The sequence below is a fragment of the Rufibacter soli genome (genome assembly GCF_054781795.1).
The window spans coordinates 884,131-905,161 of record NZ_BAAGTS010000005.1 but is presented as its reverse complement, the minus strand read 5'-3'; the positions used below and the strand labels follow the sequence as shown (position 1 = coordinate 905,161).

Below are 21,031 nucleotides of genomic sequence, written 5' to 3'. Positions count from 1 at the left end.
CAAAACACACTTTAGCCGCCGGCTAATTTTTTCTTCCTGGGCAGTCAGCAGGCCAGAGACCGGTACAGACTATCGCTTATAACTTAAAAACTATAGATAATGTCACTATGAAAAAGAGTACCCCAAAGCCCCAGGGACTAGCCTTCTCCCGCCTCTTCACCCAGCCCCACCAAACTGCGTATGACGCCTTCACGTATGAGCTGCGCTCCTCCACCATCAGAAACCCGGCGGGTGACGTGGTGGCCGAACTAAAAGACGTGGAAGTACCGGCGCAGTGGTCCCAGATAGCCACCGATATTCTGGCCCAGAAATATTTGCGGCGCGCAGGTGTGCCCCAGCCAGACGGCAACACCGGGGCTGAGTCTTCTGTAAAGCAGGTGGTTCACCGCATGGCCAACTGTTGGCGCAGCTGGGGCAGCCGGTACGGGTATTTCCAGACGGAGGCAGACGCCCAGGTATTCTATGATGAGTTGGTGTATATGCTCCTGGGCCAGTATGCCGCCCCCAACTCGCCGCAGTGGTTCAACACGGGCCTGCATGAATCTTATGGCATCACGGGCAAAGCCGAAGGTCACTTCTATGTGGACCCAACCACGCAGGAACTCAAGGAAACCACCTCGGCGTACGGACGGCCCCAGCCCCACGCCTGCTTTATCCTGTCAGTGCAGGATGACCTGGCCAAGAAAGGCGGGCTCATGGATTTGCTGGTGCGGGAGGCGCGCATCTTCAAGTACGGCTCGGGCGTGGGCACAAACTTCTCCGGCATCAGGGGAAAAGATGAAAACCTCTCCGGCGGTGGCACCTCCTCTGGGCTTATGTCATTCCTGCGCGTGGGTGACCGGGCGGCGGGGGCCATCAAATCTGGGGGCACTACTCGCCGGGCCGCCAAAATGGTAAGCCTGGACCTGGACCACCCAGAGATTGAGGCCTTTATCAACTGGAAGAAAGACGAGGAGAAAAAAGTAGCGGCCCTTATTGCGGCTGGCTACCCCGCAGATTATGAGGGCGAGGCCTACAGCACGGTTTCCGGACAGAACTCCAACAACTCGGTGCGCGTGCCCAACGCTTTCTTTGAGGCCCTGCAAAACAACGGCGACTGGCACCTAACCGCCCGTACCAACGGGAAAGTGTTGAAAAGCATTCCGGCCCGGCAACTTTGGCAGCAGGTGGCCCAGGCCGCCTGGTCTTGCGCCGACCCCGGCGTGCAGTTTGACACCATCATCAATGAGTGGCACACCTGCCCCGCCGAGGGCCCGATCAGGGGTTCCAATCCCTGCTCTGAATACATGTTCCTGGATGATACTGCCTGCAACCTGGCTTCTTTGAACCTGCTGCGCTTCTTTGATCCGGAGAAACAGGCGTTTGACGTGAAGGCCTTCGCGCATGCCAGCCGCCTTTGGACCGTGGTGCTGGAAATTTCGGTGCTCATGGCCCAGTTTCCTTCTGAAGTAGTAGCGCAACGTTCCTATGACTACCGCACCATTGGTCTGGGCTACGCCAACCTGGGGGCCTTACTCATGATTCAGGGACTGCCTTATGACAGTGAGGCGGCCCGCGCCATGGCCGCCGGCATTACCTCGCTCATGACCGGCACCGCTTACCAGACCTCCGCAGAAATGGCCGCAGCCCTAGGTGCTTTTGCTAAATATCCAGATAACCGGGAATCTATGCTGCGCGTCATCCGGAACCACCGCTACGCCAGCTTGAACCAGCAAGACCAATATGAAGGCCTCAGCATCACGCCCCTGGGCCTAAACCAGGACCTCTGCCCTCCCACCCTTTTAAAAGCGGCGCAAAAAGCCTGGGACACGGCCCTTCGCCAGGGCGAAAAATACGGCTACCGTAACGCCCAGGCCACCGTCATTGCGCCCACCGGCACCATTGGCCTGCTCATGGACTGTGACACCACCGGCGTGGAACCTGACTATGCCCTGGTCAAATACAAGAAACTGGCCGGCGGTGGCTACTTCAAAATCATCAACCAGTCCATCCCGGAGGCACTCAGGAAACTGGGCTACCCCGCTGACCAAGTAGCCGCTATTGTCAACTACGCCAAGGGACACGGCACCCTGGCTGGCGCGCCGCACCTGTCGCCGGAGGCATTGCTGGCCAAAGGTTTTCTGCCCCAGGACCTGGAAAAACTGGAGGTAGCGTTGGCCACGGCCTATGACCTCACTTCCCTGTTCAATGCCTATACGCTGGGTGAAGAATGTTTGCAACGGTTGGGCTTTACCCCGGCCCAGTACACGGCGCCGGAGTTTAACCTGCTCCAACGGCTGGGCTTTCCTCTGCAGCAGATCAATGAGGCCAATGATTACGTGTGCGGCACCATGACCGTAGAAGGCGCTCCTTACCTCCAGGAGGAACATTACCCAGTGTTTGATTGCGCTAACCGTTGCGGCCATAAAGGCACCAGGTTTATCAAGGCCGAAGGGCATATTCACATGATGGCAGCCGTGCAGCCCTTTATCTCAGGGGCCATCTCCAAAACCATTAATTTACCTAACGAGGCTACTGTTGATGAAGTAGCACATTGTTACCAACTGTCTTGGGAACTGGGCCTGAAAGCCTGCTCGTTGTACCGCGATGGCAGTAAACTTTCCCAGCCGCTCACGGCCAAAAGCTCCGCTACCCAGGAAGAGGAAAACCCGCAAGAGGAAAACACCAAATCCTCAGAAACCATCCTCAATCCTGAACAGGTTCTGCAGGCCGCCAAAGCCATCCTCTCAGAATCTGGCCACCAGGCGTTCAGGCAGCACCTCACCGCCATGGTAGAGCGCCACAAACTGCCCGATAAGCGCAAAGGGTTCACCCAGAAGGCCAAAATTGACGGCCACACGGTTTACATAAGGACCGGTGAGTACGCGGATGGGTCTTTGGGCGAGGTCTTTATTGACATGTACAAAGAAGGCGCCTCGTTTAGGTCTATTTTGAACTGCTTCGCTATTGCCGTGTCACTGGGCCTGCAGTACGGCGTGCCGTTGGAAGAATTTGTGAACCGCTTTACCTTTACCCGCTTTGAACCGGCGGGCCGCGTGGAGCATCCTAACATCAAATCCACTACCTCAGTGTTTGACTACCTGTTTAGGCTGCTGGGCTATGAGTACCTGAACCGGGTTGACCTGGTGCATGTGCCGGAACGGGAAAAGGAAATTCCCGCGGTTATACCTGCCCCGGCCGCTCCTAAAGTAGCCAACCTCCAGGAAATGAAGCCAGCCGCGGCTGGGAACACGTATCAGGTAGTTACCCAAACGCGTACCGTCTTAATGGAACAAACCCAGCAGGCCCTGGCCAGCCTCATGGGCGATGCCCCCATCTGCAACGTGTGCGGCCATATCACCATCCGGTCGGGTACCTGCTACAAGTGCCTGAACTGCGGTAATAGTCTGGGCTGCAGTTAAGCTGATTTAACTAAAAATCTACGGTCTGTTTTAGGCCTGTTTTTACAAAAACAGGCCGTAGATTTTCCTTGACTATAGTTTTCAGCATTCCCTTGCATGAGTTGATTTCTCCAACTTCAGTAAGGCAGGCGCTTAAAACGTAGCGTATAAGTTTTACATTCTACCATAACAGAGACGGCCCCTACATAAAGGGGCCGTCTCTGTTTTATGAAACAATTTCATGCTAGGTGATGGAGCTTTTACAAATCAGGTATGGATCTGCCTTTGTCTAAATTTCAACTCGCCATAAGTCTTCTCACTTTGCTGACCGCCTAGCTGGGCCAGAAAAAACAGCAGAATACCCACCGGCAGCAGCACGCTCAAGCCAAACATATAGCCAGTAAAATGGGCAAAATCCCCCAGGCCTAACCAGAGAAAAGCACCCTGGAGAAAAAGCATCGCTTCGGTGCCCAGGAAGGCAAACAGAAACAGGCCCATGCCCCAGCGGCTAAGGCCCTTCCGGAAGTTAAGCCAACCCAGCTGGGAGAACCACGCAAAAACCAGCAGGCTGATGAACCCAATAAGCACCAGGTGCAGATACCCGATGATAAAGAACCGAAGCTTGAAGGCCAGATCGGCCATGTAGGGAAAAGCCGTGAGCAGTTGCATGCCGATTTTCAGGGTGAAGGCTACCAGGGCCAACAGCCCCAATGCCCGTCCCCACGGCCCGAACAAGAAAAGGACCTTTTTCCGGACTGGCCATAAAATGCTAAAGAGCAGCCCCAGGGCTACCACCTGGCCTAAAGCAGCTGCGCCGCCTATCAAAAACACTTCCATGCCCGGCTTGGTCCAGAGCACCGAAAGCAGATACGCCGGCAGGCAGCACCAAAACAGCATTCGGGAAAACAGGCGGGCCGTTTTAGAGGGAAAGTATATTTGGTAATGTTCCAGCAGCCAGAAAACCAGTCCCAGCACTGCAAACGTAAACCAGCCGTTGTACTGGAAGTGCAGGTAAAAATAAATGGCGTTGTAGTAGAGCTCACTGAAGCTTCGGCCAGTGGCCATGATAGGCCCCATAGCCCAGGGCCCCAGAGAGGAAAGCGCCAGAAAAAACAGGCTGGCTTTCACCAAGCCCAGCGACACCGGGTATTTCTGCCTGATTGCGGGAACCGTCTTGACGTCATTCAGGAACTGGTAGATAAACCAGTAGCTGAGTAAAATGTGCGCCGAGGAAAAGGTAATGGAAGCGGCCGCGTAGCCCTGCACCGGAAACGAGAGCAACATGCCGCCCACCGCACCCTGCGAGAGCCAGAACTGCCAGGTATACGTGCGTTTGTTCTGAAGCTCAGGAGGTAAGAAAGCAACCAGCAGGGCTATAAACAAAGCCGAGTACAGCCATCCCAGCAGCGCCACATGGGAATGGGCATGCAGCAGGAATTTATAGTTCAACCCGACCACGGGCGCTACCAGCATCCAGCGGAGCAGCAGGCCTAAAAAAGCCACCACCACCAGGTTGAGCAAAGCTACCAGGAGCCAGTTTCGTTTGGAATGAATGTTCACGGGGGTAATTTACAAAAACCAAAAGGTGCTTTTGCAACCTAACCACAAGATTAGGTTTGGGCCACAATAGCCGTTTGCTTTACCAGTTCCAGCAGATCTTGCTGAAAGGCACGGCCCCGGTCTTTGGCGTACCAAATGTGTACCTGGGTCATGAGCTGCTCATGCGTGGCATCTGGGTGAAGGATCTTATAGCTTTGCAGCTGGGTTTGAATAGCAGTGGGCCGGGCTCCCCAGGTAAAGAGGTGCTCGCCGGTGGCGGCGTCAAAGCAGAGCAGTTTTGGAATAGAGCGGGCCCCATTGCTCAGGCAGGTATCCATAACGACAGGGTTTTGGTCCCGAAGCAGGATTGTCAATTCTATGGAAGGAATCTCGGCGGCAATGCCGGCCATAACAGGAAGCAGCTGGGCACCATCGCCGCACCAGGCTTCTACCAGCACCAACCATTTCCAATCTGGCCGGTGGGCCAGCAGGGCAGTGCTCAGATCTGGGGTTAAGGCAAACTGCTTTTCTACCCGCTTCATGCGCTGCAGGTTCAGTTTGGTGAAGTCAATACGTTCCGGGGTAAGTTCCTCGCCAGTGGTGGTATTCTTTTCCACCGCTTCTTCTACCAGGGCACGGTAGGCGTCATAACTCAACGGATTCACTAACTCTATTTCAGACAGGGCCAACATTTTCATCTTGTTGCGTTTGTTATTTGGTAAAAGTACCGTTCCCTGCTTCGCCATAAAATGACATGTATCACCAATAGACAAGGCTTTACCAGCCGTTTCATTTCTCTATACCCTGCACACCAGCCCTGAAGACTTTAGACGTTTTAGGCCTGTTTTGGTTAAAACGGGCTTAAAACAGGAAACAGACTTAACAAGTGCACCCAGCAAACAGCCGTAACTAACTACTGCTAAAAGCGTTAGTTCTGGATACACCAATGACGAAATAATGAAAAAGGTACTTATTATTTTACTTTCGGTGTTTGCGTTTGCCTGCAGCCACGCCGAAAACAAATCAGAGGACACCAACCGTGGCACTGGTGCCGTGAATGAAAGCGTAGAATAAGGAGCCGGGGAAGAAATAAGCCCGCAACTGGAAATAGACTCAGACACCGCCCGCAACCTGAAGGTGGATACCATTTCCTCAGCCCAAGAGGAACACCAACGGCAATAGGATTACCAAAAGCAGGAGGCCCGCCAACGGCAACAGTAGCCCTTGCATTCTTCCAACTTCTTTGAGACAGCCCTCTCTTTACGTTTTGAGCCTGTTTTTCTAAAAACGGGCCCAAAAGGCAAAGTGAGGGTTTATAAGTTTGAACCAGCTCTTGCTACCTTTTACTAGGCAATGCTAAAGCCAGCCTCACCCCTACTAAGGCTACAGATCTCTTTTGGAAAAGATCCTTCTGGCGGTTAAAAGAGGCAGCAGCGCCCAGAGCAACAAGAGCCCAAAGGAAAGGCCCACGCCCCACGCACTCCCAAAAATATGCTTGTACAGGGCGCCGGTGTACCCCATCAGGGCAGACACATCAAGGTTGAGCAGCACCATGATGCGGCCCAGGTCAATGGGGTTAAGTGCCGTCATGGCCAGGGTAGCGTACTCCAGCGGATAATCCCCGAAGGAATACAGGATAAAGAGCACCATGCCGTCATAGATCAGCGCGAAATAAAACCACAGCAGCAGCGAAATACCTATGCCCTTGGCTTTGTCACGGGTGAGCACGCAGGCCAGAAACGCCAAGGCGGAGAAAATGAAGGTGATGAAAAGGCCAGTGAGCACCAGGTACAGCCCCGTCACCCCGGCCCCACTTACCAATACCGGTATTCCCACGCCTACCCCAAAGGCCGCCGAAAGCGAAAGCGCCACCCCCAGGTACTCGCTCAGGAATATCTTCTGGCGGTTTATGGGCTGGGCTACCAGCAGCTCAATAAACTCATAGGAATTGTAAAAGTGCGTGGTGGCAAACACAATGCTGATAAGTGGTACGGTGAGCAGCACCAGGTTCAACAGGCTCAGGATTCCTTTTTCGGGCCCGCCGCCCAGGTTAAACAGCCCAATGGAGAGCAGCAGCAGAAACAAGGTGTAGGCGATAATGATTTTACTCTTGAGAATGTCAAGCAGCACGTATTTTATAATCTTTCTCATGGCGTCACTCCTACGTTCATCATTTTAGCCACGGCCCGGCTCAGGCGCTCTTCCTGGGTGTGGCCTTTCAGGGCGTCAATGGTTTCATAAAACTTCACGCTGCCGTCTACCAGGCACAGCACCTCATCGGCTACCTCCTCAATCTCACTCATGATGTGCGAGGTGATCAGAATTAGTTTGCCCTTTTCTTTCTCTTCCAGGATTTTGCGCTTTAGAATCTCCGCTGAAACGGGGTCAAGGCCGGCGGTGGGCTCATCCAGAATCAGGATCTGCGGGTTGAACAGAAAGGCCAGCGCGGCACTTACTTTCTGCTTGGTGCCGCCAGACAAAGCGCCCATGCGTTTGTCAAACATGGCGGGTAGCTGGTACTGGTCCATCAGGTCTTCATCTACCACAGGCTCGTCCTGCCTTATATCCCGGATCATCTGCACCACCTGCCTGATCTTCATGTTCTCTGGGTAGCGACCAATCTGGGGCATATAACCTATTTGGCTGCGGTAGGCGTGCTTTTTAAGGATGCTCTGACCATTGATCCTAATATCACCGGCATCGGGCAGGACCATGCCCAGAATACTCTTACTCAGGGTTGTTTTACCGGCACCGTTAGGGCCAATCACTGAGATGACTTTGCCTGGGTCAAAGGCAACATTTATATTTTTAAGCACCTGCAGTTTGCCGTAGCGCTTGCTTAAATCTTGTATTTCTATCATGGTCTATCTTCTTCATCAACGGGCGCTTGTCTACCAACTGGTCTGGGATAATACTGGGAACCACCTTCTCCACATTGTCCAGTAGGTTGATCATAAAGCTGCGCATGAACATCACCGAGGCCGGTACCCTTTCCACCAGCATGGAGTACAAACTCACTGGCCGGTAAGGCACATCGCCTACCTGGTCCCTGCCAAGGTCATAGCCCGTGTATCTTTCCCAGTAATTATGCTCAAAGAAATTGTCCGGTGAGTTGCCGTTGGTGCTCACATCAAAGGAGTTGCCCGTGAAGTTGTTTAACCGGAACGTGTCTGCCAGACAGGAAGTAAGCAGCTTTACCGCCCAGCCATTACGTTCAAAATCATTTTCTTGGATATGCAAGCGGCTGGAACTTTCCATGTGCATGGCCGTGGTGTTGCGCCGGAATACATTGCGGTAAATAACACTGTTGCTGATGTCTTTGAGGAGCAGGCCGTAAGAGGCAGCGCCCCAGTTGTCTTCAAAGGTGTTGTGCTCCATGCGCACGTTGCTGGTGTACATTACGGCCACCCCCGCCCCGTTGTGCCGGAAGGTATTGTGCGTGTACACGTTACGGTCTGAGAACATGAAGTGCATGCCGTAGCGCTGGTTCAGGTGGCTAAGGTTCCGGTGTACCCTGGCGTCTTTCACCACCTCCAGGTAAATACCATCCCGGTGGCCCTGTACGTCATTGTTACTGATAGTGGCTTCCTCACAATAGTACAGGTGAATGGCGTTGCCCAAGGCAGATTCATTGCGGTTGGCGTTCTCCCCTTTCACCTTGTTGCCTTTAATGACAATACCCCTGGAGTTCTGCAGGTAAATGGCGAAGAAGGTTTTCAGGATGGTATTGTCCAGGATCTGGATATTCCGGCGGCCCAGTACTCTAATGGCAGCATCATCTCTGCTGTAGCTGGTGGCCACATTCTGGAGGGTAAACCCTTTCACGGTTACCTGGTCTGCGGTGACGGTGATAATCTCACCGGTGTTTTTGCCGTCAATGACCGGGTTATTCTCCCCAATAAGGGTTAAAGGTTTATTAATTTCTATCCCAGATTCCTGGTACAGCCCACCGCGCACCAGCACCGTGTCACCGGGTTTGGCCTTCCGGACGGCCTGTTTCACAGAGGTGTAGGTACAGGTCTTGCACACGTTCAAGGTACTGGCCTCGGCCCCCAAGCCCCACAGCAGCAGGGCCAGCAGACACACCAGTACGGGGGAAAGTTTACTCAAGTCTCTCATTATTTTTAACCACTTCCAGCACCTGGTCCCACCGGAGCAGGTTCCCGCCGTGTTCCTGTTGCATTTTCTTGGCAGTCGCTTCCTCTGCCACCGCAGTCAGGTGCATACCCATAGGGCTGGGCAGAGCCTTGCTCCGCAGAAAGTAGGCTTTGCCTGCCTCAATCAGCTGACCGGGCCGTGAAAAGTCAGAAACCATAACAAAGGCCGCTGTCTTTTGCTGATCTGGTTGGTCATTCAAAAAGGCCGCCAGGCATTCTCCTGAGTCAAAGAAAATAGCCTTGCCCTTGTCGTTTACCAGTTCAGCGCCAAACCGGTTATCAGAAACGGTCATACTGCAGTGGGCACAGTTGGCCTGGCCGTAAGGTATAGACTTTGGCTCTACAGAACAAGCCGTGAGCAGTCCTACCAACAAAAGCAGGAGGCAAATAGGGGTTATTCCTTTTTTCATGGCACAGGTATTTGATGGGGGGTGGGCTGGGTTACTTTTTGGGTAGAACGACTAAGATAGAACGCTACGCCCGCAAACACAATGGCTAACAGAATACCCGCACTACCCAGGGCCGGCAAAGACAGGGCATCAAAGTTGAGGAGTTGTTTGCTCCCCAGCAACGGCGGAATATACGTCATGCCCGGTATCTTGATGGGGGCGTGCGGACTCAGGTTGGTGCCGAACTTTACCAGCCAGAGGTAAAAATCAAAGATGCCTACCATGCCGCCTATCATAAGCAGCACGGCCCAGGTGAGCACCAGTTTCCTTCGGCCCAACAAGGCTACCAGAACACCGGTAACCATAAAGAAAATAACGATGTAGGGCATCACTTTAAGTTCGGCAAAGGAATCTGCGTGAATGGGGGCCATGCCGATGTAATGGTTGAGGATGTTGAAATTCTGTAGCACGCTCTCTGAACTGCCGGAGATTTTGTACACCCAGATATGCATTTCAAGGCCTTCGGGGTACTGGGGAGCCTTGAGGTAGATTTTCCACATGGGGAAAAAGAACAGAAGGCCCAAGGAGATGGCTGCGATAAACATCAGCACTTTGTGATAAGTCTTCATCCTTCTTGGGTTAAGAGAATGTTGGGGAATTTGATTGTTGTTTCTTGCTGGCTTGCACCAGGTTCCGCCCCTACTGCTTGCGGGCATTTTGCAGCGCCGGCAAGACAAGAGCGGCATAAATGGTGGCCCGGCTGGGCGCATTCAGTAGGCCTGACAAAGGTCATTTCTACTTGGGGGAGGTCTTTTAAAGAATCAGCGGAGGCTGCCCGGGCAACCTCCGCTGATTTGTCCTTGACGGTGTTAGTTGATAGAGGCGGTTGCCGGCGGAACCGGTTTCTTCTTACCAGTAGAGAACGAGATGGGCACGCTGGAACCCTTAGGCGATACCCGCACGTAACCTTGCATCTCCTGGTGCAGCGCAGAGCAGAAGTCTGTGCAGTAGAAGGGGAATACACCGGTTTGTTTAGGCACCCATTTCAGGGTCTGGGTGGCGCCTGGCATAATCAGGGTTTCGGCGTTGGTGGCACCCATCACGGCAAATCCGTGCGGTACGTCCCAGTCTTGCTCCAGGTTGGTCACGTGGAAATTCACGGTATCCCCTACTTGTATCCCTTCAATGTTATCTGGGGTTAAGTGGCTCCGGATGGCGGTCATGCGGACAGTGACCACATTGCCTTTCCGTACTATGCTCACGTCACTTTCCTTCTTAACGGCCTGCGGGTGGGTGTTCTCATCCAGCTTGTGGAACTTGACACTTTTAGGGGCAATTAAGTCAGCTTTGATTCCTTGGGCGTAGTGTGGTTCAGCCACCGTTGGGAAGTCCAGAAGCATCTTCATCTTTTCCCCGCTGATGTCTATCAACTGGGCAGAGTGCATGAGTTCCGGGCCGGTAGGCAGGAAGCGGTCTTTGGTGATTTTATTCATAACCACCAGGTATTTGCCATAGGGCTCACGGGTATCACCGCCAGGAATCATCAAGTGACCAGGTGAGTAGTACACTGGCATTCTGTCTTTTACCTGCAAGTCTTTCAAGCTCCATTTCACCACTTCTGATGACACGAACATGGTAGAGTAAGCATTGCCTTTGCCGTCAAACTCAGTGTGCAACGGCCCCAGGCCTGGTTCTTTCACCTCGCCTTGCAGCACGGCTTCATACTTCAGCACCGGAATTCCGTTTTTCTCGCCGTCAAACTGCTTGTTTTTGATAGCAGCCTGCATTTTTGAGAAAGAGAAAACAGGTAGTGAGGAAGCCAGTTTACCGTTTACCACCATAAACTCACCGGTAGGGTCTACGTCAATTCCGTGCGGTGATTTTGGCGCGGGCAACAGGTACATCATGCCAGGGCAGTCTTCAGGCAGCAGGTAGCGCACCTTTTTCTTGATGGTGGACTTAGCAGAGTGGGTTCCCTTGTCCAGCTTGTTATGGTAATAGTTGGCTGGCATCTCCTTGGCTTTGCCTTCAGCGGCATATTTAGCCGCCAGTTTCCAGTTAATGGCCGCTAAGTAGTCACGGTCATTCTGCGAGGCTCCCAGTTCTTTGAGGGTACCGGCTTTCTCTGTGTTATAAGTGGTAAAGAACACCCAGTCATTAGAAGGGCCTTTGCCGCCATTGGCGAGGTCATAGTCAAAGCCAGGTACCAGAATCTGGAAGTCCAGGTCCATATCACCTTTCTCCTTGTCTACCTTAATAAAGGAAATGGAGCCCCTGAACTTGTCTTTGTACTCGTCCATGCTCACGTCTGCGGTACCACCCTTCATGTCTAACGGCACACTGAAGCGGGTACCCGCCAGCACGTACTCATTGTTGTTGGTTGGGTAAGGTGAACAGTGGTTACCGGCGCTGTTAGGTATTTCCATGATCTCCACGGTTTCAAACGTGGTAAGGTCTACCCTGGCCACCCGCGGCGTGTTATTGCCGTTCACAAACAGCCACCGGCCATCAGCCATACCATCGGCGCGCGACAATTTGGGGTGGTGGAGGTCATCCCAGGGAATAAAGCCGTGGGAGGTCTGTAGCATGGGTTTGGTTTCCTCATTGTAGCCGTAGCCGTTTTCAGGGAACTGGGAGAACACCGGAATGATCTTCAGAAGCCTGCCAGACGGAATACCGTAAACAGACACCTGCCCGTTAAAGCCGCCGGAAAGGAAAGAATACAACTCATCATGTTTGCCAGGGGCCACATACACTTTAGAAGCGGCGTCTGCGTCTACCCCAGCGGCGGCGCCTCCGCCGCTGTTGCCGTCAGATTTACAGCTCTGCAGGGCTGTACCAGCCACTATTGACAGCAGCAGGGCGGCTTTAGGTGCGGCCTTCCAGAAATTATTGATCAAGATTCCCATAAGGAGAAAGGTTAAATATGATAATCTGGTTAGATGGATTTATCGTTCTGTCTCAGGTACTCAAGAAGTGCCCGGGCATCTGCCTCATTTATGTTCTGGTTGGTCATCTGAGTTAAGTGCTCAGCCAGAAGTTTTTTGGCCGTAGGGTCTTTCTTGGTCATTTCATCTGGGTTTATAATCATGTTCATGATCCACTCAGGAGACCGGCGCTTGGTCACGCCCGCTAAGCCTGGGCCTACTATCTTCTGGTCTGATAACTGATGGCAGGCAGAGCATTTGCCTTCAAAGATTGATTTCCCGTTGGTGGCCAGGGCTTGGTCAATGTCAGCTCCCACATCCACGGTCTTCACGGGTCCTACGCCTTTGCCGTCATCTTCTGGCTCAGCAGCGGCAGTAGTTCCTTCATTGATGTTGTACTCTGCCTTGGTCTCTTCTTTTTTCTCAGAAGAACAGCTTACCAGAAGCGCACCCCCAATTAAAAGGAGGGCAGGAAATCTCATAGCGGCTTTAAAAGTCATAGCAATGCGGTTGTTGAAGCGTAATACCTGTTTTTTCATGGTTCTAATGGTTAACTGTTTAAAATTGAAGTGAAGGCTAAAAAATTGGTAAGGTTAAACGTCTTTAAATGGGTAATGTTATTCTTCTATCTAATTGTCTTTTAATATAATAGGACTAAATCAGGAGCATCTCTAAAGAATCCAAACCACTTTTCGCTCCCTCTTCAGAATCCGGTTCCGGCCCGCCGCCAACTGCCTGGCAGGCGTTTGAAGCGAGGAAAAAGGGCGGATTTTCTGGTCTGTTAAGGAGGGCATTGTCTTTCGAAAAATCACTTGGTTTAGCTTTGCTTCAGAATAAGGGCACGCCTAAAATCCTGCCCTGCAACCTATGTCTCCTCCTTTTATCAGGCCTTTCCTGCTCCTCACCTGCCGGGCCTTTTATTCTCTTCACAAAAATCTTCCGGTTGGGTTCTGCTTCGGTTCTCTTCTGCTTTTTTCCACTGACCAACCTACCCTTGGGCAGATGCTATACCGGTAAAGCGAACAATTATTCTACATGGGTTAAAAGGTAAGCCCCGAGGCATGGGTGGCATTGATTTCTGGACAAATGTAGATAACTCTTTAAAAATAATAAAGGACCTTAATATCTTTTTTTAGTGACCAATGTCATTTTATGTTTTGTGATCCCATAAGACCTTTGATCCAGAAAAGAAGCAAAACGGTCTTGTACGCCGTTGGGCTGGGTTTGTCCTTATCATTTTTGGTCCATTGAGCCTTTAACCAGCAAAGACAAGCACTCTGGAAACCATTGAAAAGAAATAATTCTAGCCAGAAAGCCCAAGCTCTTTTAGAAACCTCTTAACCCACTTATTGAAATAACATTTACCAATCAACACTAATATGAAGTACAAAAAACTCTGGATGGGATTCATTGCCGTAATGGTAGGGTCCTTCGCTGTTCTCGGGTACTACGGATCTGAGATTTACCGGAAGGCCCCGCCTATCCCTGAAAAAGTGGTCACCGCCTCAGGCAAAACCATCTTTGTCGCCCAAGATATTAAAGACGGGCAAAACGTGTGGCAATCCATTGGGGGCCAGGAACTGGGCTCCATCTGGGGACACGGCGCCTACGTGGCCCCTGACTGGACCGCCGACTGGCTACACAAAGAAGCCATGTTCTTTCTGGACCGCTGGGCCCAGGAGGCCAAAGGCACTACTTTTGAGAAGCTGGACGTGGAAACCAAGGCCATGTTGCAGGCCCGCCTGCAGCAGCAGATCAGGGCCAACACCTATGACCCTGCCACCGGCACCCTTTCCATCTCAGACCTGCGGGCCGAAGCCATTGCCGGGGTAAGCGAGCACTACACCGGGCTCTTCATGAATGACCCAACCCTGGCCAAGTACCGTGATGCCTACGCCATGAAGGACAACACGGTGCAGGACCCGGAGCGCATGCGCAAGATGAACGCCTTCTTCTTCTGGGCGTCCTGGGCCTGCGTAACGGAACGCCCCGGCCTGGACATTACCTACACCAATAACTGGCCCGCCGAGGAACTGGTAGGCAACCGCCCCAGCAGTGACCTCATCATCTGGACCGGTTTCAGTGTGATTGTGTTGATTGCCGGTATTGGATTGCTCGCCTTCTATTATGCCTCTAATAAAGAGGAGGAGATAGACGTAGACAAACTGCCTAAAGAAGACCCCTTGCTGGGATTGAAGGCTACTCCTTCTATGAAGGCGACCCTTAAGTACTTCTGGATTGTGACCGCTTTATTTGTGGTGCAGATTACGCTAGGCGTGGTAACAGCGCACTACGGCGTGGAAGGCCAAGCCCTGTACGGCTTTGATTTGGCCAACTTCCTGCCTTACTCTATTACTCGTACCTGGCACGTACAGCTGGCCATCTTCTGGATTGCCACTTCCTGGCTGGCCACCGGTTTGTATATTGCCCCCGCGGTTTCTGGGCATGAGCCTAAATTCCAGCGCCTGGGCGTCAACTTCCTGTTCATCTGTTTGCTTATTATAGTAGTGGGTTCTCTGGCCGGACAGTGGTACGGCGTGATGCAGAAACTGGGCTACGCGCAAAACTTCTGGTTTGGGCACCAAGGCTATGAGTACGTAGACCTGGGTCGTTTCTGGCAGATATTCCTACTGATAGGCTTATTCCTGTGGCTGTTCCTAATGGTGCGGGCAATTATACCGGCCTTTAGAAGAGAAGCCGAAGGCCGCCACTTGCTGGGCATGTTCATGATCTCCTCGGCTGCCATTGCCTTGTTCTGGGCCGCCGGGCTTATGTGGGGCCAGCACACCAACCTGGCCGTGGCCGAGTACTGGCGCTGGTGGGTAGTCCATCTTTGGGTAGAAGGTTTCTTTGAAGTATTTGCCACCGTGGTGATCGCCTTCCTATTTGTGCGCATGGGCTTGCTGGAAACCAAAATGGCGACCGCTACCGTGCTCTTCTCCACCATCATCTTCCTGTTCGGGGGCATCATAGGCACCTTCCACCACCTCTACTTCAGTGGTACGCCTACGTCGGTGATGGCTCTGGGCGCCACCTTTAGCGCGCTGGAAGTGGTACCGCTGGTATTGATCGGGTTTGAGGCCTACCATAACTTCAAGATCAGTAAGATTACCCAATGGATTGTCGCTTACAAATGGCCTATCTACTGCTTTATTGCGGTGGCGTTCTGGAACCTGGTAGGGGCTGGCGTGTTCGGCTTCCTGATCAACCCTCCTATCGCGCTCTACTACATGCAAGGGCTTAACACCACGCCGGTACACGGCCACACCGCTCTGTTTGGGGTGTACGGGGTGCTGGGCATAGGCCTGATGCTGTTCGTGCTCAAAGGCCTGTCTAGCCGAAGACGCTGGAAAGACGGCGTGATCAGCTTCGCCTTCTGGTCCATCAATATCGGGTTGGCGCTTATGGTCTTGATCAGTGTGCTGCCTATTGGCTTAATGCAGACCTGGGCCAGCGTGAAATACGGCCTATGGTATGCCCGCTCCATGGAGTTCATGCAGACAGACACCATGGAAACCCTGCGCTGGATGCGCGTGATCGGGGACACCATCTTTGCTGTAGGCGTGTTGGCCCTGGCCTGGTTCGTGATTGGCTTAAAGACGGGTTGGTCTCTGGAAGACGATGAGGACGTAGCCAAAAGCATTGAAACCAAACGGGAGAAAATGGTGCGGTAATCGCCCAACCCACTGTAGCAAGCCTCTGATTCCAGGAAAGCGAGCCGTTTTGAGCCCGTTTTCCTGAAAACAGGCTCAAAACAGAACACCACCTTTCTATTTTTTTAAACCCTGCCGGGAGCAACAAACTGGTTTTAGCGTACCCGTTGCCCTGGCAGGGTTTTTACTTCCCCAGCATACATAGATTAAAATACTTCAAAACTGCCTGCCTCCTGTTTTAGAGCCGTTTTCTAAAAACCAGGCCTAAAACGCAACCTAGCAAAGCATCCTTTTGAAAAACAACCACTTATTACGCCCTTGGTACGGGCCACTGGTCATAGCAACTGGCTAGGCCTTCCCTTTCTTCTAGCAGAAACTTAAAAAAGTAATACCTATCATTCTTTGGGGTGACGGCCATCATGCGCCCCTCCCCCAGACACCGGTACTTTTACATATCTAATTATTCAGAAACAACCACTTATCAGCCATGAAAACCTTTACCAAAACGAAAGCGGCTCCCTTGTTAGGAATTGCGATCTACTGTCTTGGTCTCCTATTCGCTTGTACAGACGTTAAAAAAGAACGGGAAATTGCCTCGGCGGCCATTGCGGCCGGTTCAAAAGTGTTGCCCCAAATTGAGGCAGAACTGACCACTGCCCCCAATGTGCCCCGGCCTATTGCCCGTAAATACCCCGCCAAAGTGGTGGTGCGTCTGGAGGTAACCGAGGTGGTACAAAAGCTGGCTGATGGCGTGGAATACACTTTCTGGACCTTTGGCGGATCTGTACCGGGCAAATTCATAAGAATACGGGAGGGAGACGAAGTGGAGTTTCACTTAATGAACCACCCAGACAGCAAAAACCCGCATAACATTGACTTGCACGCTGTGTCTGGTCCTGGCGGGGGCGCTGCCTCAACCTTTACCGCCCCGGGTCACGAAACCATCTTTGACTTCAAAGCCCTGAACCCTGGTCTTTACGTGTACCATTGCGCTACCGCCCCGGTAGGGATGCACATTGCCAACGGGATGTACGGCCTTATTCTGGTAGAACCCAAAGAAGGCTTACCGGCGGTAGACAAGGAATACTACGTGATGCAGGGTGACTTCTACACCAAAGGCGATTTTGGTGCCCCCGGCCTTCAGCCGTTTGATATGAACAAAGCCCTGAAAGAGGAACCAACCTACGTGGTGTTCAACGGCTCTGTAGGGTCCCTCACCGGTGAGAAAGCCTTGACGGCGCAAACCGGCGAAACTGTTAGGCTTTTTGTAGGCAACGGCGGTCCAAACCTGATCTCTTCCTTCCACGTGATTGGCGAAATCTTTGACAAAGTGTACCAGGAAGGCGGCTCTAAAATAAACGAGAACGTGCAGACTACCCTGGTTCCAGCCGGTGGTGCGGCCATCACAGAATTTAAGGCAGATGTACCTGGTAACTATGTGCTGGTAGACCACTCTATCTTCAGGGCCTTCAACAAAGGGGCACTGGGCATGCTTAAAGTAACGGGCAAGGAAGACAAGAAAGTGTACTCTGGTCAGATCATGGATAAAATCTACCTGCCCGAAGGTGCCACCGTACAGGAAATGCCTGACTCTAAAGCCCCGCTGGCTCCGGTGGCCGCTACCAAAGACGGACGCATCGCCCTGGGCAAGGCAGTCTTCGCCCAGAACTGCCAGGCCTGTCACCAGGCTGAAGGACAAGGGATCAAAGGCGCCTTCCCGCCCATTGCCAAGTCTGACTACCTCAACGCAGACGTGAACCGTGCCATTGGCGTAGTAGCCCACGGTCTGGAAGGCCAGATCAAGGTGAACGGTGATCTCTACAACAGCACCATGCCTAAGCTGACGCTTACAGATGAGCAGATTGCCAACGTACTTACCTTCGTGTATAACCAATGGGGCAACAAAGGCCACGAAGTAACCACTGAACAGGTTAAAAAAGTACGGGCCCTGCCTCCTAGTCACTAATCAGTAAAGAAACCCAAGGCAGCAGAAAGACCGGGATATGCCTCCCGGCTTTCTGCTCCTTTCGGTTTTTGGCCTAAATGCTTATTGACCTTAAATTTCAGGAATACCATTACCCCTAATGCCATGTATCGCTTCTTACTTTTAGCCGTTTGTCTTTCCGTTTTTTCCCTGGCCGGCATGGCCCAGAAAAATCCTTCAACGGGTTTGGTCATGATCAAAGGCGGAAGTTTTGTGCCGCTCTACGGCGCTGACACCAAACAGGTGAAAGTGGCTTCTTTTCAGTTAGATGCCTATCCGGTGACCAACGCGCAGTATGAGGCATTTGTACAGGCTTATCCCAAATGGAGCAAGACTGCCGTCAAAAAGATCTTCGCGGACCAGAATTACCTTAAGCATTGGGCTAGCCCTTTAGGTGTGGGCCCAGAGGCCGCTAAACTCAAAAACAGCCCGGTCACCAACGTCTCCTGGTTTGCCGCCAAAGCCTACTGTGAATGCCAGGGTAAACGGCTGCCAACTTCTAATGAATGGGAATTTGCCGCCCTGGCCAGTGAAACCAAACCAGACGCCACCAATGACGAGAAGTTTTACCAACGCAGCCTGGAATGGTACAGCAAACCCAACCCCAAATTTCTGCCCCCGGTAAAAGAAAGCTTTAAGAATTATTATGGCGCCTACGGCATGATTGGACTGGTCTGGGAATGGACCCAGGATTACAATTCTGCCTTATTGGTAGGCGAGGGCCGGTCTAATGCCAGTCTGGACAAGCAGGAGTTCTGCGGGTCTGGGGCCAGCGGGGCCACCAACGTGAAAAATTACGTAGCCTTTATGCGCTATGCATTCAGGTCTAGCCTCAAGGCCAATTACACCGTGGCCAACCTGGGTTTCAGGTGTGCGGCCAGTATGCCGGTAGCCGCCCGTTAAGCAAGGCTGATTATTTATATTAAAGTACCAGTGCCATGAAACGATTCTCTTTTTTTTTCCCTCTTTTGCTAACCGCGCTGCTTTTGGCCGGTTGCCAGGAAACCCCTGAAGACCAGCCCGTGCTGGACCAACCTCAGACCGCAGTTGCAACGCCAGCTAATGCCGCTGTCTCAGACCTTTCCATCTATAACGTTTCTTCAGATTGGACCACCCAGGCTGGCAAAGAAATAAAACTGGAAGCGTTCAAAGGCAAGCCCCTATTAGTTTCCATGGTGTATACCAGTTGCGCCTTCGCCTGCCCCAGAACCGTAGCCGATCTGCAGATCATTGAGAAACGACTGGCCGCCTATAAAACCGATGATTTTAACGTAGTACTAGTAACTATTGACCCGGCCCGCGATACTACCGCCCGCCTGCAGGCCTTCGCCGCAGAGAACAACCTGGACCTGAACCGCTGGACCCTTCTGACCAGCAGCCCAGACAACATCCAGGAGCTGGCCGCGCTCCTTAACGTGAAATACCGTAAAGCAATCAACGGCGAGTTCGCCCACTCTAACCTCATTACCCTGCTTAACGCCCAGGGCGAGATCGTGCATCAGCAGCAAGGTTTAGGAGCCTCCCCAGAAGAGACTCTCACCAAGATGCAGGAGTTGCTGCCGGCCATTAAAAAGTAAAAGGGGTACACTTTTATAATATCATCGGCCTGCCCTTTTCAGAGCAGGCCGATGATATTTTTTGTTTCAAGAAGGTACTTAGAAGAAGGATTTGACGGGTTCAATGGATTTAACTTTCAGCTCAAAAACCATCAACAGCTTACTAAATGCAGACTCTCCCCTTGAGGGGAGAGTCTGCGGTAAATGAGCGGTATTACGTTTTGTGGAGCAGAAATGTGTTTCAAGCCTGTTTTTCCAAAAACGGCCCTGAAACAGAATTCTATACTTATAAGTAATTATTCCTTTTTGAATTTAATGCGGCAGGTGGAAGTCAGTTTATAGACCACTTGCCCCGTTTTGGGGTTAAGCAGCGTGACTTTGCCCTCTTCCTTCAATTTCTCAAAGGCCTTCACATAATTCTCGCGGCTATAAGGCGTACCCACGTTATGCTTTTGGTAAATTTTTTCAAGGGTCATGCTGTTGAAATGGCTGGCTTTCTGTGCCAGATCCTGTGTGAGGTTCATCTGGGAAAAAGGCAGGTATTGGTAATACTCGGGCACCAGTACCTTAATGGCCTTCTGGTTGGCCCCGAAGAGCGCTACCCCGTCTTCCTGGTACTCACAATAAGGCAACAACAGCTCTTTGAACCGGGTATGGGCCACCTCGTTTTTAGAAACCAACAGCAGGTAAAACTGCGTCTGGTCCTTGCCCGGGGCATTTATCTTAAAGGTAGAGGTCTGGTACTGCCTGTCCAGCAAGCTTTCCCGGAACTGCTCCAGCGCGAATTTCTCTTTTTTAGGGGCCTGGCCTGGCCGAAGCAAAAACTCCTTCATTTTGGGCAGCCGGTCGCCCAGCAAAGTAGCTAGTGCGCTGTCATCTTTGGCAGATTTAAGAGCCGTGGCCAGCCGTTTATACTCAAACAGCACCAGAAAATCTGACTGCCCCTGGTCCATGGCCAGGTGCCATAACTCCTGGGCCAATTTAGGGCCGAAGGGGTCTGCAGTGACAAAGGCCGGGTTGCCTTGCTGTAGCTGTTCCTTCACCCAGGTCAGGTGCTCTGGAGTTTGCAGAAAAAACGGTTTGTGGTGAAGTTCGTCAAAGAAAGGCAGGGCTTCTAATTGCTCCTGCAGGCGCAGCAGGCCGGCCTTGTTGCCGTCCAGAAAAGCGGGTTGCACCACCTTGTTGCCGTCCTGGCGGGAGCCGGCGCTCAAGACCAGGTTTTTGAGGATCCCGTGGGGAGCGGCGGTACCGTCTTCCGGCGCAAAGCCGGCCTGAAGATCCAGGTATAGCAAAGGCTTTTCCGGGGAGGCAACTCCTTCTGCCAACTGCATTTCCACCCAGACTTTGAAGAACGGCGGCACCACCTCTGCTTTAATGGCAGCGGCATCTGGTTGTTGCTTAAAAAAATCTTTAGGGTCACTCCCGGCCACTCCTTCTCTCCTACAA

General features: G+C 52.2%; 15 protein-coding genes. 5 read left to right on the top strand and 10 right to left on the bottom strand.

All coding sequences use genetic code 11. The features are described 5' to 3' along the window. Positions 1-107: 107 nt before the first annotated feature. On the top strand, positions 108-3,401 hold the full coding sequence (locus tag ACYVJQ_RS18100) for a vitamin B12-dependent ribonucleotide reductase (protein ID WP_460894522.1): 3,294 nt from the start codon (positions 108-110) through the stop codon (positions 3,399-3,401). A 246-nt stretch (positions 3,402-3,647) separates the two neighbouring features. On the opposite strand, the gene ACYVJQ_RS18095 is transcribed toward ACYVJQ_RS18100, so the two are convergent. The 9 genes from ACYVJQ_RS18095 to ACYVJQ_RS18055 form a co-directional block, all read right to left on the bottom strand. Beyond that, positions 3,648-4,940 (bottom strand): hypothetical protein, encoded by a 1,293-nt coding sequence (locus tag ACYVJQ_RS18095; protein ID WP_460894521.1) that lies wholly within the window; start codon positions 4,938-4,940, stop codon positions 3,648-3,650. A 50-nt stretch (positions 4,941-4,990) separates the two neighbouring features. After that, a complete protein-coding gene (locus tag ACYVJQ_RS18090) occupies positions 4,991-5,617 on the bottom strand; it encodes a thioredoxin family protein (protein WP_460894520.1) in 627 nt (208 codons plus the stop codon). Between the two features lie 685 nt (positions 5,618-6,302). Continuing rightward, positions 6,303-7,070, bottom strand: coding sequence for an ABC transporter permease subunit (locus ACYVJQ_RS18085; protein WP_460894519.1), 768 nt, complete (start codon positions 7,068-7,070; stop codon positions 6,303-6,305). Continuing rightward, complete coding sequence (locus tag ACYVJQ_RS18080; protein ID WP_460894518.1) at positions 7,067-7,780, bottom strand: ABC transporter ATP-binding protein; 714 nt, start codon at positions 7,778-7,780, stop codon at positions 7,067-7,069. Before ACYVJQ_RS18080 ends, ACYVJQ_RS18085 begins: the two co-directional genes overlap by 4 nt. Continuing rightward, the gene (locus ACYVJQ_RS18075) at positions 7,728-9,038 is read right to left on the bottom strand and encodes a nitrous oxide reductase family maturation protein NosD (RefSeq protein WP_460894517.1); all 1,311 of its coding nucleotides are present in this window, start codon (positions 9,036-9,038) and stop codon (positions 7,728-7,730) included. Before ACYVJQ_RS18075 ends, ACYVJQ_RS18080 begins: the two co-directional genes overlap by 53 nt. Further along, positions 9,022-9,486, bottom strand: a complete 465-nt coding sequence (locus tag ACYVJQ_RS18070) for a nitrous oxide reductase accessory protein NosL (RefSeq protein WP_460894516.1) — start codon at positions 9,484-9,486, stop codon at positions 9,022-9,024. Before ACYVJQ_RS18070 ends, ACYVJQ_RS18075 begins: the two co-directional genes overlap by 17 nt. After that, positions 9,483-10,094 carry a hypothetical protein gene (locus tag ACYVJQ_RS18065; RefSeq protein WP_460894515.1) on the bottom strand — a complete coding sequence of 204 codons (612 nt, stop codon included), beginning with the start codon at positions 10,092-10,094 and terminating at the stop codon, positions 9,483-9,485. Before ACYVJQ_RS18065 ends, ACYVJQ_RS18070 begins: the two co-directional genes overlap by 4 nt. Positions 10,095-10,334: 240 nt before the next feature. After that, complete coding sequence (gene nosZ / locus ACYVJQ_RS18060) at positions 10,335-12,374, bottom strand: Sec-dependent nitrous-oxide reductase (protein ID WP_460894514.1); 2,040 nt, start codon at positions 12,372-12,374, stop codon at positions 10,335-10,337. Positions 12,375-12,403: 29 nt separating this feature from the next. Further along, the gene (locus ACYVJQ_RS18055) at positions 12,404-12,931 is read right to left on the bottom strand and encodes a c-type cytochrome (protein WP_460894513.1); all 528 of its coding nucleotides are present in this window, start codon (positions 12,929-12,931) and stop codon (positions 12,404-12,406) included. A gap of 840 nt (positions 12,932-13,771) precedes the next feature. On the opposite strand from ACYVJQ_RS18055, the gene ACYVJQ_RS18050 reads away from it, so the two are divergent. From ACYVJQ_RS18050 to ACYVJQ_RS18035, 4 genes are all read left to right on the top strand, one after another. After that, complete coding sequence (locus ACYVJQ_RS18050) at positions 13,772-16,066, top strand: nitric-oxide reductase large subunit (protein ID WP_460894512.1); 2,295 nt, start codon at positions 13,772-13,774, stop codon at positions 16,064-16,066. Positions 16,067-16,532: 466 nt separating this feature from the next. Further along, complete coding sequence (gene nirK, locus ACYVJQ_RS18045) at positions 16,533-18,011, top strand: copper-containing nitrite reductase (protein ID WP_460894511.1); 1,479 nt, start codon at positions 16,533-16,535, stop codon at positions 18,009-18,011. A 123-nt stretch (positions 18,012-18,134) separates the two neighbouring features. Then, a complete protein-coding gene (locus ACYVJQ_RS18040) occupies positions 18,135-18,932 on the top strand; it encodes a formylglycine-generating enzyme family protein (RefSeq protein ID WP_460894510.1) in 798 nt (265 codons plus the stop codon). A gap of 35 nt (positions 18,933-18,967) precedes the next feature. Then, positions 18,968-19,606 carry an SCO family protein gene (locus ACYVJQ_RS18035; RefSeq protein ID WP_460894509.1) on the top strand — a complete coding sequence of 213 codons (639 nt, stop codon included), beginning with the start codon at positions 18,968-18,970 and terminating at the stop codon, positions 19,604-19,606. 275 nt (positions 19,607-19,881) lie between these two features. On the opposite strand, the gene ACYVJQ_RS18030 is transcribed toward ACYVJQ_RS18035, so the two are convergent. Continuing rightward, positions 19,882-21,015: a hypothetical protein gene (locus ACYVJQ_RS18030; protein WP_460894508.1), complete on the bottom strand. Its 1,134-nt coding sequence runs from the start codon at positions 21,013-21,015 to the stop codon at positions 19,882-19,884. Between the last annotated feature and the right edge of the window lie 16 nt (positions 21,016-21,031).

Excerpts from the sequence above, each read along its gene's own strand:
- ACYVJQ_RS18075 (WP_460894517.1), bottom strand. The coding sequence starts at position 9,038 with ATGAGAGACTTGAGTAAACTTTCCCCCGTACTGGTGTGTCTGCTGGCC.
- ACYVJQ_RS18085 (WP_460894519.1), bottom strand. The coding sequence starts at position 7,070 with ATGAGAAAGATTATAAAATACGTGCTGCTTGACATTCTCAAGAGTAAA.
- ACYVJQ_RS18050 (WP_460894512.1), top strand. The coding sequence starts at position 13,772 with ATGAAGTACAAAAAACTCTGGATGGGATTCATTGCCGTAATGGTAGGG.
- ACYVJQ_RS18040 (WP_460894510.1), top strand. The coding sequence starts at position 18,135 with ATGTATCGCTTCTTACTTTTAGCCGTTTGTCTTTCCGTTTTTTCCCTG.
- ACYVJQ_RS18055 (WP_460894513.1), bottom strand. The coding sequence starts at position 12,931 with ATGAAAAAACAGGTATTACGCTTCAACAACCGCATTGCTATGACTTTT.
- nosZ (WP_460894514.1), bottom strand. The coding sequence starts at position 12,374 with ATGGGAATCTTGATCAATAATTTCTGGAAGGCCGCACCTAAAGCCGCC.
- nirK (WP_460894511.1), top strand. The coding sequence starts at position 16,533 with ATGAAAACCTTTACCAAAACGAAAGCGGCTCCCTTGTTAGGAATTGCG.
- ACYVJQ_RS18070 (WP_460894516.1), bottom strand. The coding sequence starts at position 9,486 with ATGAAAAAAGGAATAACCCCTATTTGCCTCCTGCTTTTGTTGGTAGGA.
- ACYVJQ_RS18090 (WP_460894520.1), bottom strand. The coding sequence starts at position 5,617 with ATGAAAATGTTGGCCCTGTCTGAAATAGAGTTAGTGAATCCGTTGAGT.
- ACYVJQ_RS18080 (WP_460894518.1), bottom strand. The coding sequence starts at position 7,780 with ATGATAGAAATACAAGATTTAAGCAAGCGCTACGGCAAACTGCAGGTG.
- ACYVJQ_RS18100 (WP_460894522.1), top strand. The coding sequence starts at position 108 with ATGAAAAAGAGTACCCCAAAGCCCCAGGGACTAGCCTTCTCCCGCCTC.
- ACYVJQ_RS18065 (WP_460894515.1), bottom strand. The coding sequence starts at position 10,094 with ATGAAGACTTATCACAAAGTGCTGATGTTTATCGCAGCCATCTCCTTG.
- ACYVJQ_RS18035 (WP_460894509.1), top strand. The coding sequence starts at position 18,968 with ATGAAACGATTCTCTTTTTTTTTCCCTCTTTTGCTAACCGCGCTGCTT.